Raw genomic sequence first — 12,692 nt, 5'->3', positions numbered from 1 at the left:
CCGGTACGCTTTCTGTATGAGTGCTGCACCGCGTACAGAGAAGCCGGCCGGGCGTTTCCGCCGGATGCTCGACCGCCTGTCCACCTCGCAGGAGGACCTGGAGTCGGAAGAACTCCAGGAGGACACCCAGGCGTCGGGGTGCACCCGTATCTCCGACTGCAACGACCGTCAGATAGTCAAGGTGACTGGTACCTTGCGCACGGTCACCCTGCGTCCGCGCGCCGGTGTGCCGGCGCTGGAGGCGGAACTCTTCGACGGCACGGCACCGCTCGACGTGGTGTGGCTGGGCCGTCGGTCCATCGTGGGTATCGAGCCGGGCCGTAAGCTCATTGCCTCCGGCCGGATCTCCATGAGCCACGGCCGCCGGGTTCTCTTCAATCCCAAATACGAGCTCCGACCGCTCGGACAGGAGTAGCCGGTGACGTCATTCGACAAGCCGACCGCCGACCAGGACAGCGTGGACCACAGCGCCGCCGACCAGGACGCCGCCGACCGGGCGGCGAAGGCCGTAACCGAGGCCGCCCTCTTCGAGGCCTTCGGCGGCGTGCGCGGCATGGTGGAGACCGTCCTGCCCGGGCTGCTCTTCGTCACGATCTTCACGATCAACAAGGACCTGCACATCTCGGCCATCGCGGCCCTCGCGGTGTCCCTGCTGCTCGTCGCCGTCCGGCTGATCCGCCGTGACACCGTGAAGCACGCCTTCAGCGGCGTCTTCGGCGTCGCCTTCGGTGTGGTCTTCGCGATGATGACCGGCAACGCCAAGGACTTCTACCTCCCCGGCATGCTCTACACGCTGGGTCTCGCCGTCGCGTACATCGTGACCACGATCGCCGGCGTTCCCCTGATCGGACTGATCCTCGGTCCGGTCTTCAAGGAGAACCTCTCCTGGCGGACCCGCAACCCGGGTCGCAAGAAGGCGTACGCGAAGGCCAGCTGGGCGTGGGGTCTGATCCTGCTCGCCAAGTGCGCGATCCTCTTCCCGCTCTACTGGTGGGCGGACACCACGCAGTTCGGCTGGGTGCTGATCGCCCTGAAGATCCCGCCGTTCCTGCTCGCGGTCTATCTGACCTGGGTGTTCCTGGCCAAGGCGCCACCGCCGATCGACGTCTTCGCGGAGATGGAGGCGGAGGAGAACGCCGAGAAGGAGCGCAAGGCCGCCGCGAGAGAGCACCAGGCGTAGCCGCCGTCATGACACCTGGGTCGGGCCCGGAACCGGATCGGTTCCGGGCCCGTCGCCGGTCTGCGCGGCCCGCGCGCACGGGGTGACGGCTTGCCGCCGCTACGACCAGAACGCGTCGTAGGCCGCCTGATCGGTCCACAGGTCCCAGCCTTCGGTGATCCTGCCGTCTCGCATGTGGAAGACGAGCGCGTAGTCCAGGTCGAGCTCCTTGCCCTCGCGAGAGGCCGTGACATGGAGCAGGGCGACCATGTGCTGGTCGTTGGCGAGCACATCGTGGAGCTGTGGACGGTACGTGCCCCCCGACATCTCGAATTCCCGTTGGAACAGGGCGAAGACGTCCTCTCGACCACGGAAGTCACCTGCCAGCGGGCCCTGACCGGGGTTGTGCCACACCACATCGGGGTGGAAAACCTCCGCCAGCGCGTCCATGTCGCCGGCCGTGAAGGCCGCCAGGGTCCGATGAAACACGGCGATGTTCGGATGATCGGTCATCACAGCCTCCTTTGGCCCCCGCGAACGTAACCGGAAGCAGACCGGGCAGTCGCAGCCACACCGGGTCGGCCGGCCCACGCCTACCCGATTGGGCCCAAACCGAGCCACGGGGACGCCCGATGTCGTCGCCCCGCCGACCGGGCGCCTCCGAACGCGTACTCGACGAACAATGACCACGGCAAAAGGTGAGCAGGTTGAACAGCGACCGGGACGAGCAGTGAGCAGGACCGACAAGAGGGCCCCGGAACCGCGACGGTCCGGGGCCCTCTTCCACCACACTGAGTCAGCTCGGGGCGTCCTCGCGCGTCACCGACAGCAGGGCCTCCAGCTGCTCCTCGCGCGCCTGCGCCGCCACGAACAGCAGCTCGTCGCCCGCCTCGAGGGTCTCTTCGGCGCTCGGCGTGAGCACCCGCGAGCCGCGGATGATCGTCACCAGCGAGGTGTCCTGCGGCCATTCGACGTCGCCGACGGCCGTGCCCGCGATCGCCGACTCCGGCGGCAGGGTCAGCTCCACCAGGTTGGCGTCGCCGTGGCTGAAGCGCAGCAGCCGGACGAGGTCGCCGACGCTCACTGCCTCCTCGACCAGGGCCGACATCAGACGAGGCGTGGAGACGGCGACATCGACGCCCCAGGACTCGTTGAACAGCCATTCGTTCTTGGGGTTGTTGACCCGCGCGACGACCCGGGGCACGCCGTACTCGGTCTTGGCGAGCAGCGAGACGACCAGGTTGACCTTGTCGTCACCGGTGGCCGCGATGACCACGTTGCAGCGCTGCAGCGCGGCCTCGTCCAGCGACGTGATCTCGCAGGCGTCGGCGAGCAGCCACTCCGCCTGCGGCACCCGTTCCACCGAGATGGCGGTGGGCGCCTTGTCGACGAGGAGCACCTCGTGCCCGTTCTCCAGCAGCTCGCCCGCGATGGAACGGCCCACCGCGCCTGCGCCCGCAATAGCGACCCGCATCAGTGACCGCCCTCCTCAGGGCCCTCGGCGAAGGCCGCCTCGACCTTCTCGACGTCGTCCGTACGCATCATCACGTGGACGAGGTCGCCCTCCTGAAGCACCGTCTGCGACGTCGGCAGAACCGCCTCGCCCAGCCGGGTGAGGAAGGCGACGCGCACACCGGTCTCGTCCTGCATCCTGCTCACCTTGTGGCCGATCCAGGCGCCGGAGGTGTGCACCTCGGCGAGCTGCACCCCGCCGCTCGGATCACGCCACAGCGGCTCGGAACCGGACGGCAGCAGCCTGCGCAGCATCTGGTCGGCGGTCCAGCGGACCGTGGCGACGGTGGGGATGCCGAGACGCTGGTAGACCTCGGCGCGCCGGGGGTCGTAGATACGGGCGGCGACGTTCTCGATGCCGAACATCTCCCGCGCCACCCGGGCGGCGATGATGTTCGAGTTGTCGCCGCTGCTCACGGCGGCGAAGGCGCCGGCCTCCTCGATCCCCGCCTCACGCAGGGTGTCCTGGTCGAAGCCGACACCGGTCACCCGCCGGCCGCCGAAGCCGGAGCCCAGACGGCGGAAGGCCGTGGGGTCCTGATCGATGACGGCGACGGTGTGACCTTGCTGTTCCAAGGTCTGCGCGAGAGCGGCTCCCACGCGCCCGCAGCCCATGATGACGATGTGCACCTGCACCTACCCCGCAGTCCTGGTCATCCCGCTGACCTGCGAAAACACCCTGCTCACTCTTCTCTCTCAGCCTGGCCCGGCCTGCTGGGCCGCCCTGCTCGGCCCTTTTGAGCCAACAGTGCGCGAAGGCGCCCGAACACGAGCTTATGCCGGGACGGCTCCGATGCCCTCATCCGTAAGGACGCCCGGTGTCCGCTCAGAGGTTCACACGGGTGAACCGCCCCGCGATGTGCAGATCCGCCTCGATCCGCTCGGCCGTCGCCCGCAGCTCCGGGAGCACCACGTCCACGCACTCCCGCAGGGTGCGGCGGCTGCTGTGCATCGCCACATTGACCGCCGCCACGACCTTCCCGGCCCGGTCCCTGACGGGTACGGCGATCGAGCGGAGGCCCTCCTCGAGCTCCGCGTCGACCAGCGCGTACCCGTCCCGTCGTACCCGGTCCAGGGCTGTGGTGAGCTCCGGCAGCCCGGTGAGGGTGTACGGGGTCAGCGGCGGCCGTTCGGCGCGCGCGAGCAGCGCGTCCCGCTCGTCGGGCGGGAGGTTCGCGAGGATCGCCCGGCCCATGGAGGTGGCGTACGCCGGGAAACGGGTGCCGACCGCGATGTCCGCGCTCATGATGCGTCCGGTGGCGACGCGGGCCGTGTACTGGATGTCGTCGCCCGCGAGGACCGCCAGGGACGAGGAGTCGTGCACGCGCAGGGTGAGCGCGGCGAGGTGCGGCGCGGCGATCTGGGGGAGCGTGGTCCGGGACAGCGGGGCGAAGCCGAGGGCCAGGACGCGGGGGGTGAGACGGAAGGACCGTTCGTACGAGGTGACGTACCCCAGGTACTCCAGGGTGATCAGGGCGCGCCGGGCGGTGGCTCTGGCCAGACCGGTGGCCTCGGCGACGGCGCTGAGCGTGAGCTCGTCGCGGCCCTCGTCGAAGGCGGTCAGCACGGTCAGTCCGCGGGCGAGTGATTCGATGAAGTCCCGGCCCAGTTCCTGCTTGGAGGCGGCCGTCCAGGCGGCGAGGGGGGCCGGCCGGGCTGCGGGCTCCGGCGCCGGACCGCTGGCGGGGGCCGGCGCGGAACCGCTGCGGAGGGGCGCGGACGGGGCCGCCGGGCCCGTGGGGGCGGCGGCGCGGCGGAGTTCCCGTTCCATGGCCCGTACGGTCGCCCGCAGCCGGGGCAGCATCGCGGTGCGCAGGGACGTGACACCGTGCCGGCTGGTGTGGCTGACCACGCTCGCCACGCACACGACGCCGCCCGCCGGGTCGCGCACGGGAACGGCCAGGGCGATCAGCCCCGGCTCGATGAGCTGGTCGTCGACCGCCCAGCCGTGCCGCGACGCGTGCGCGGCCCGGTGTCGGAACTCCGTACGGAACCGGGGGTCCCGGGGCTTCTCCCGGGGCGCCACGGCGGGAAAACCGCTGTCGTCGGGGTCGGCGGCCAGCCGCTCCTCCCAGCGTGCCCACTGCTCCGGTGTCCAGCCGGCGGCGAAGAGGGCGCCCGGCGCGGTGCGCTCGGCGGGCAGCAGGTCCCCGATGCGGAAGCTGAGTGACATCGCGCGGCTCCGGGTCGCCTGGTGGACGAAGCGGATGCCGTCGCCGTCGCTCACGGCGAGGGACACCGACTCGTCGAGCTCGTCGGCGAGGGAGTCCGCGAGGCCGCCGAGCAGGCCGGGCAGCCGGATGGAGGCCAGATAGGCGTTGCCGAGCTCCATCAGACGGGGGGAGAGCGAGGCGCCCCGGCGGTCGAGGCGGAGATAACCCATGCGGGTGAGGGTCGAGGTGACCCGGTCGACGGTGGAACGGGCGAGGCCGGTGGCCCGTTCGAGCTCGCTGAGGCTCGCCGTGCCATCGGCCTGGGTGAGCCGGAGCAGTACTCCGATCCCGCGCATGAGCGGAGTGACGGCCTCGGCCGGGGGCTCGGTCTGGGGCATGGGCTCTCCGTGCTCGGCGAGGCGGAACGCGTTGACAGGGGCGAGCGGCGCCCGCGCACTCACCACACGACAGCATAGTGAAGGAAAATTCACTGTGCGAACGCATCGCCACGCTTCGAGGCGTCGGCGTTCGCGCGGCGCGGTCGCCCCGCCGCATGCGGCAGCCGTGCCGCCCCGTATGCCAGGCGCCCAGCCGAGAACGTACGCGTCCTCTCCGCCACGACGAGAGCTGACGCACGCCACTGTGGGGATCATCGGCGGCGGCCCTCCGGCCTGCTGCTCGCCCGCCTGCTGCACAACGCCGGAATCGTCGGTGTGGTTCTGATGGCCACGATCGCGCCTACGGCGAGCCGCGCCGGAATCCTGGAGCAGACCACGGTCGACGCGCTGCGTGCCGCCGTCGCCGGGGCGAGGCTCGACCGCGAGGGGCTGGTCCACGACGGCATCGAGCTCTGTAACGCCCGCCGTGCCCACCGCGTCGACTTTCCCGCGCTCACCCGGGGCCGCCGGGTCTGGGTCTACGCCCAGACCGAGGTCGTCAAGGACCTCATCGCCCTCCGGCTCGCCGACTGCGCCCCCCTCTTCCGTACGCCGCGAGTGACGGCGCGCGGTGAACGCGGGTCCATGCCCCGGGAGGCCATGACCGGGAGATTCGGTGACGACGGGGGTGGTGGTTGGGCGCCGTACACACGCACGGCTTACGATCCCTTGCGTGTCCAAACTGACCGACCTGCCCAAACGGATCCTGATCGGACGGGCCCTGCGCAGCGACAGGCTGGGAGAAACCCTCCTGCCGAAGCGCATCGCGCTCCCCGTCTTCGCCTCGGACCCCCTCTCCTCGGTGGCGTACGCGCCCGGCGAGGTGCTGCTGGTCCTCTCCATCGCGGGCGTGTCGGCGTACCACTTCAGCCCCTGGATCGCGGCAGCCGTCGTGGTCCTGATGTTCACCGTCGTGGCGTCGTACCGGCAGAACGTGCACGCCTATCCCAGCGGCGGCGGCGACTACGAGGTCGCCAACACCAACCTCGGACCGAAGGCCGGACTCACCGTCGCGAGCGCCCTGCTCGTCGACTACGTCCTCACCGTCGCCGTCTCCATCTCCTCCGGAGTGGAGAACCTCGGCTCGGCCGTCCCCTTCGTCATCGAGCACAAGGTGCTCTCCGCCATCGCCATCATCGTCCTGCTGACGCTGATGAACCTGCGCGGAGTGAAGGAGTCCGGCAAGCTCTTCGCCATCCCCACCTATGTCTTCGTCGCCGGCGTCTTCATCATGATCGCGTGGGGTGCCTTCCGGGGGATCGTCCTCGACGAAGCCATGAGGGCCCCCACCGCCGACTTCGAGATCAAGCCCGAGCACCAGGGCCTGGCCGGCTTCGCGCTGGTCTTCCTGCTGCTGCGCGCCTTCTCCTCCGGCTGCGCCGCCCTCACCGGTGTCGAGGCGATCTCCAACGGCGTCCCCGCCTTCCGCAAGCCGAAGTCCAAGAACGCCGCGACGACCCTCGCCCTCATGGGCGCGCTGGCCGTCACGATGTTCTGCGGCATCATCGGCCTGGCCATGGCCACCAAGGTGAAGATGGCCGAGACGCCCGAGCACGACCTGCTGCGCGGCGGGGTCCCGGTCGGCGAGGGTTATGTCCAGAACCCGGTGATCTCCCAGGTCGCGGCCGCCGTCTTCGGCGACGGGACGTTCTTCTTCGTCATCCTCGCCGCGGCCACCGCGCTCGTCCTCTTCCTGGCGGCCAACACCGCCTACAACGGCTTCCCGCTCCTCGGCTCGATCCTCGCCCAGGACCGCTACCTGCCGCGCCAGCTGCACACCCGAGGAGACCGCCTCGCGTTCTCCAACGGCATCGTCCTGCTGGCCGGCGCGGCCATCCTGCTGGTCTGGCTGTACGGAGCCGACTCGACCCGGCTGATCCAGCTCTACATCGTCGGCGTCTTCGTCTCCTTCACCCTCAGCCAGACCGGCATGGTCCGGCACTGGAACCGCCACCTGAAGAGCGAGACGGACCCGGCGGCCCGCCGCCGGATGATCCGCTCGCGCGCCATCAACACCTTCGGCGCCTTCTTCACCGGACTGGTCCTGGTCGTCGTCCTCGCCACCAAGTTCACCCACGGCGCGTGGGTCGCCCTCCTCGGCATGGTGATCTTCTACGGCACGATGACCGCGATCCGTAAGCACTACGACCGGGTGGCCGAGGAGATCGCCGCGGCCGAGGAGCGCCCCGACGAGTACGTCCGTCCCTCGCGGGTCCGGTCCATCGTCCTGGTCTCCAAGCTCCACAAGCCGACGCTGCGCGCCCTCGCCTACGCCAAGCTCCTGCACTCCAACGAGCTCGAAGCGCTGAGCGTCAACGTCGACCCCGACGAGACCAAGGCGCTCAAGGCGGAGTGGGAACGACGCGGGATCAACGTCCCGCTGAAGATCCTCGACTCCCCGTACCGCGAGATCACCCGGCCCGTCATCGACTACGTGAAGAGCCTGCGCCGGGAGAGCCCGCGCGACGCGGTCAGCGTCTACATCCCGGAGTACGTCGTCGGCCACTGGTACGAGCACCTGCTGCACAACCAGAGCGCCCTGCGGCTCAAGGGCCGGCTGCTGTTCACCCCGGGCGTCATGGTCACCTCGGTGCCCTACCAGCTCCAGTCCTCCGAAGTCGCCAAGAAGCGGGCCAAGAAGCGCCAGGAGTGGAACCCGCCCGGCGCGGTGCGCCGCGGCCCGGTCGAGAAGCGCAAGGAGACCGCCGGCCGGAGCTGAACCGCCGGCACGAGCTGAGTGGTCGGGCGGGCACGTAGACTGGTGGGCTGCCGCCCGGCCGCACCCCTCTTTCTCTGGAGTCACTCCCCATGCAGAACGCCGATACGTCTTCACTGGTCGGGGAGGAGTACGAGGTCGAGGTCGGGCCCGTCGCACACGGCGGCCACTGCATCGCCCGTACCGAGGAGGGCCGCGTCCTCTTCGTCCGGCACGCGCTGCCCGGCGAGAAGGTCGTCGCCAGGGTCACCGAGGGCGAGGAGACCTCGCGCTTCCTGCGCGCCGACGCCGTACGGATCCTCGACGCGTCCAAGGACCGTGTCGAGGCCCCGTGCCCGTACGCCGGCCCCGGCAAGTGCGGCGGCTGCGACTGGCAGCACGCCAAGCCGGGCGCCCAGCGCCGCCTCAAGGGCGAGGTCATCGCCGAGCAGCTCAAGCGCCTCGCCGGGCTCACCCCCGAGGAGGCCGGCTGGGACGGAACGGTCATGCCCGCCGAGGGCGACAAGCTGCCGCCCGGCGAGGTGCCGCAGTGGCGGACCCGGGTGCAGTACGCCATCGACGACGCGGGCCACGTCGGCCTGCGGCGCCACCGCTCGCACGACGTCGAACCCATCGAGCACTGCATGATCGCGGCGCCCGGAGTGAGCGAGCTCGGCATCGAGGAGCGGCTCTGGGAGGGCATGGCCTCGGTCGAGGCCATCGCCGCCACCGGCTCCGGCGACCGCCAGGTGATCCTCACCCCGCGCCCCGGCGCCCGGCTGCCCCTGGTGGAGCTCGACAAGCCCGTCTCCGTCCTGCGCGTCGAGGAGAAGGACGGCGGGGTCCACCGGGTCCACGGCCGCGCCTTCGTCCGCGAGCGCGCCGACGACCGCACCTACCGCGTGGGCAACGGCGGCTTCTGGCAGGTTCACCCGCAGGCGGCCCGCACCCTCGTCCTCGCCGTGATGCAGGGCCTGCTGCCCCGCAAGGGCGACTCCGCCCTCGACCTCTACTGCGGCGTCGGCCTCTTCGCCGGCGCGATCGCCGACCGCGTCGGCGACCAGGGCGCGGTCCTCGGCATCGAATCGGGCAAGCGCGCGGTCGAGGACGCCCGCCACAACCTGCAGCACTTCGACCGCGTCCGCATCGAGCAGGGCAAGGTCGAGTCCATCCTCCCGCGCACGGGCATCACGGACGTCGACCTGATCGTCCTGGACCCGCCGCGCGCGGGCGCGGGCAAGCAGACGGTGAAGCACCTGTCGGGCCTGGGCGCCCGGCGGATCGCGTACGTGGCGTGCGACCCGGCGGCGCTGGCAAGGGACTTGGCGTACTTCGCGGAGAACGGCTACAAGCCGCGGACGCTGAGGGCGTTCGACCTGTTCCCGATGACGCATCACGTGGAGTGCGTGGCGATCCTGGAGCCGGCCGACAAGGGTGTCTGACCTGCGTTTTCTTCGAGCGTGCGTGAGGGGCGTCAGGTGCGACATCTCGACGCGCGACCGACCCGCGTGGCGCACGTTTGACGCATGAACGGTGCGGTTCCTGACGCACCGTCATGTGCGGGTGTCTTCTTGTTGCCCCGCACCGCACGCCCCTGCGCCGTCAGGCGGCGGACGTGGGGTGACGCGTACGGGGCGGGTGGCCCCCGCCCCGTACGGTGTCCGCTACTTCAGGTACGCGCCCGAGGCGCCGATCTTGCCGGGGCCGTTCAGGACGTACACCCGCAGGTTGCCCGTGCCGGGTGCGGCGACCGACAGGGAGCCGTTGGTGACGGTCCGCACGTCGCCCGTGACGGCGTCGGTGTACGTCCCGTTGGGGATGCCCGAGTAGGTGGCACCGCCCGAGACCGTGACGAGCGCGAAGCTGTCCGTCGAGCCGCTCGTGTAGCGGCGCTTGAACGCCATGCCGCCCGAGACGCCCTCGGTGGAGTACTGGCCCATCTGGAGCGCGGGGATCGCGCGGCGGATCTGGTTGAGCCGCTGCACGTGCTGCACGAGGGGCTGCTGGAGCGTGGTCGCGACGGCTCCGGAGGCCGAGGAGACCTGGGAGAAGTCGGCAGCCGTGACGGAGCCGGCGACGTGGTCGCCGAAGTAGGCGCGGCCGGTGGTGGCGAGCGGGCAGATGGGCCCGCAGTCGATCTTCTGCCCCTTCTGGAACTCGATCTCGGAGCCGTAGTAGAGCGTCGGAATGCCGCGGAAGGTCCACATCAGGGACATGTTCTCGGCCCAGGCGGCGGTACCGCCCGCGTACCGCTCGCTCGACTTGTTGGGTCCGTAGTCGTGGCTGTCGACGTAGACGACGTTGTAGGTGGCGTCGTTGTAGCTGTCGTCGGAGTCCTTGCCGTTGGAGAAGGCGTTGTACGCGTCACCGAAGTTCATGTGCATGCGCATGTCGATGACGTTCATGCCGGAGAACCGGCTGTGGTCGGGAGTGTGGTAGCTGTTGCCGTTCAGGAAGGCGTTGGTGGAGGTGGGCTGGTTGCCGGTGCCCTGCTGCTGCTCGTAGTCGTACATCTCCAGCGCCGCCTTGGTGTCGTCGGCGTCGTACTCCTTGCGCTCCTTCCAGGTGAAGAACTGCGCGGAGTGGTTCACCGAGCCGCGGTTCCACTTGTCGTTGACGAAGGCCGCGACCTCGCCGAAGACGAAGAAGTTCTTCGCGGCCTCGGCGCCGTGCTGCCGGGCGACCCGCTCCTGGATCGCGGGGAGGAAGCGGCGGTTCCAGGTGGTGCGCGGGATGTGCACGGCGGTGTCGACGCGGAAGCCGTCGACGCCCATGTCGATGTACTTGTTGTACGCGCCGATCAGGTAGTTCTGCACGGTCGGGTTCTCTGTGTTGAAGTCCGCCAGATCCTCGTGCAGCCAGCAGGAACGCGAGTCCTCCCCCTCCCAGTTGCCGATCCAGCACTGGTGGTAGAGCTCCTTCGGGAACATGCCTGAAGTGGGACTCGGCCACTGGCAGTTGTAGAGGGTGTAGCCCTCGGCGCTCTTCCCGCCGGTCGGCTTGCCCCAGTTGACGCAGGTGTTGCCGGTGGGCTCGGCCGTCGACCACAGGTCGCCGTTGTAGTACGACTTGCCGGTCTTGGGGTCGATCGTCAGGCCGTCGTACTCGAAACCGGGCCGCTTCTCGTCGTAGTACCAGCTCCACTGGGTGTCACGGACGCCGTACACGGTCGGCGTGAACAGGCCCTTGGCGCCCCACCGGGAGGAGTGGTTGTAGACGACGTCCTGGTAGATCTTCATGCCCTTGGCATGGGCGGCGTCGATGAGGTCCTGGTAGGAGGCGCCGGCTGACTCCAGGCGGGGATCCACCTTGTAGAAGTCGTAGCCGTGGTAGCCGTGGTAGTCGTAGTCCGAGCGGTTGAGCACCACCGGTGTGACCCAGACGGCGGAGAAGCCGAGGCCCTTGATGTAGTCGAGCTTCTGGATCAGGCCCTTGAAGTCGCCCCGGAACATGGGGTCGTCGTGGGCCGCGTTGCCCGACTTCACGTGCTGGCTGCCGCCCCGGTTGTTGGAGGCGTCGCCGTCGTAGAAGCGGGCGGTGAGGACGAAGTAGATCGGGTCCTTGCGCGGGTCGGTGCCGAGGGGCTTGCCGTTCGCCGGGTCGGCGGGCTTGTCGCCGGTGATGGCGGTCGCCGCGGCGGAGGCGGCCGAGACGTTCCCGGCGGCGTCCACGGCCTTCACCGTGTACGTGTACGCGGTGCGCTCGGCGAGGTTCGTGTCCGAGAAGACCGTCGAGCCGACGTCCGTGACCACCGTGCCGGTGCCGCCGCCGCTGCGGGTGACCTGGTACTTCGTCACGCCCCGGTCGTCGCCGGCCGCGTCCCAGGCGAGCAGGACGGAGACGCCGTCGGCGGTCGCGGTGACCCGGGCCGGAGCGGTGGGAGCCTGGGTGTCGGGCGGGGTGGCGGCGCAGGGATCGGCCGCGTTCGCGGTCACCGTCCGGTCCCGGACGGTGGAGGTGCCGGTGCCGATGGTGTAGTCCGAGCCGCCGTTGTTGTCCCACACGCCGCTGCCGTTGTTGAAGGCGGCCTTGAGGGAGGTGGCGGTGCCGAGGTCGAGCTCCCGCTTCCACCAGCCGGTGCAGGCGGCCGTCATGCCGACGCCGGGCACGGCCGTCCACGCCCCGCCGGCCGGCTGGTAGTGGACGTTCACCGTCGACCAGCCGAGGGAGGCCGAGGAGTAGTACACCGTCGCCTTGTTGGAGGCCGGCAGGGGAGTGTCGGCGCACGGGTCGGAGTGGGCGACCACCCCGTCCTTCACGGTGATGTTCCCGGTCCCGAGGGCGTAGTCGCGGCCGCCGTTGTTGTCCCAGGTGCCGGTGCCGTTGTTGAAGGTGGCCTGGAGGCCCGCGGCGGAGCCGAGGCTGACGGTCTTCTTCACCCAGTCCGTACAGGCTGCCTCCATCGCGACACCCGGGACGGAGGTCCAGGAGCCGCCGTCGGGGGCGTAATGGAGGTTGTAGGACGACCAGTTCTTGGTCTTGGTCCAGTAGTAGACCGTCGCCGTGTTCTCGGCGACGGCCGCGACCGGGGCGGTCCTGGGCGAGGGGGCGTCGGGTGGTGCGGCAAGCAGGCCGAGCAGGCCGGCGGCCACGGCCAGGACGGCCGCCGGGTGCCCGGGCAGGCGCGTAGGGGTGCGGGTCATCTGATTCTCCAGGCAGGGGCGCGTTCCGAACGGGCCGGTTGGAGAGGGGATCAGCACCGTTGGAAACACCGTCGGAAAATTTCAGAAATATCT

Annotated in this window: 9 protein-coding genes and 1 pseudogene; 5 read left to right on the top strand and 5 right to left on the bottom strand. The window is 70.0% G+C overall.

All coding sequences use genetic code 11. The features are described from left to right. The first annotated feature begins 16 nt into the window (after positions 1-16). Both ACZ7J0_RS04395 and ACZ7J0_RS04390 read left to right on the top strand, forming a co-directional pair. Entirely contained in the window at positions 17-415 is a 399-nt protein-coding gene (locus tag ACZ7J0_RS04395; RefSeq protein WP_468704496.1) for an OB-fold nucleic acid binding domain-containing protein, read from the top strand. 3 nt (positions 416-418) lie between these two features. Then, the gene (locus tag ACZ7J0_RS04390) at positions 419-1,180 is read left to right on the top strand and encodes a DUF3159 domain-containing protein (protein WP_470883839.1); all 762 of its coding nucleotides are present in this window, start codon (positions 419-421) and stop codon (positions 1,178-1,180) included. A gap of 99 nt (positions 1,181-1,279) precedes the next feature. Here the strand turns inward: ACZ7J0_RS04390 and ACZ7J0_RS04385 are convergent, their stop codons facing one another. The 4 genes from ACZ7J0_RS04385 to ACZ7J0_RS04370 form a co-directional block, all read right to left on the bottom strand. Further along, the gene (locus ACZ7J0_RS04385; RefSeq protein WP_470883837.1) at positions 1,280-1,672 is read right to left on the bottom strand and encodes a nuclear transport factor 2 family protein; all 393 of its coding nucleotides are present in this window, start codon (positions 1,670-1,672) and stop codon (positions 1,280-1,282) included. Between the two features lie 283 nt (positions 1,673-1,955). Continuing rightward, on the bottom strand, positions 1,956-2,633 hold the full coding sequence (locus ACZ7J0_RS04380; RefSeq protein WP_468704488.1) for a potassium channel family protein: 678 nt from the start codon (positions 2,631-2,633) through the stop codon (positions 1,956-1,958). After that, a complete protein-coding gene (locus ACZ7J0_RS04375) occupies positions 2,633-3,301 on the bottom strand; it encodes a potassium channel family protein (protein ID WP_468704863.1) in 669 nt (222 codons plus the stop codon). The genes ACZ7J0_RS04380 and ACZ7J0_RS04375 overlap by 1 nt, the downstream gene beginning before the upstream one ends. A gap of 196 nt (positions 3,302-3,497) precedes the next feature. Then, positions 3,498-5,222, bottom strand: coding sequence for an IclR family transcriptional regulator domain-containing protein (locus tag ACZ7J0_RS04370; RefSeq protein WP_470883834.1), 1,725 nt, complete (start codon positions 5,220-5,222; stop codon positions 3,498-3,500). 178 nt (positions 5,223-5,400) lie between these two features. Between ACZ7J0_RS04370 and ACZ7J0_RS04365 the strand changes: the two are divergent. From ACZ7J0_RS04365 to ACZ7J0_RS04355, 3 genes and pseudogenes are all read left to right on the top strand, one after another. Continuing rightward, positions 5,401-5,828, top strand: a pseudogene (locus ACZ7J0_RS04365) (FAD-dependent monooxygenase); the annotation flags it as partial. Positions 5,829-5,934: 106 nt separating this feature from the next. After that, complete coding sequence (locus ACZ7J0_RS04360) at positions 5,935-7,980, top strand: APC family permease (RefSeq protein ID WP_470883832.1); 2,046 nt, start codon at positions 5,935-5,937, stop codon at positions 7,978-7,980. 89 nt (positions 7,981-8,069) lie between these two features. Beyond that, entirely contained in the window at positions 8,070-9,398 is a 1,329-nt protein-coding gene (locus ACZ7J0_RS04355; RefSeq protein ID WP_470883831.1) for a class I SAM-dependent RNA methyltransferase, read from the top strand. A gap of 222 nt (positions 9,399-9,620) precedes the next feature. Here the strand turns inward: ACZ7J0_RS04355 and ACZ7J0_RS04350 are convergent, their stop codons facing one another. Continuing rightward, positions 9,621-12,599, bottom strand: a complete 2,979-nt coding sequence (locus ACZ7J0_RS04350; RefSeq protein ID WP_470883830.1) for a carbohydrate binding domain-containing protein — start codon at positions 12,597-12,599, stop codon at positions 9,621-9,623. Positions 12,600-12,692: the final 93 nt, after the last annotated feature.

The organism is Streptomyces sp. NPDC038280 (assembly GCF_055600045.1).
This window is presented reverse-complemented; position numbering and strand designations above follow the sequence as displayed.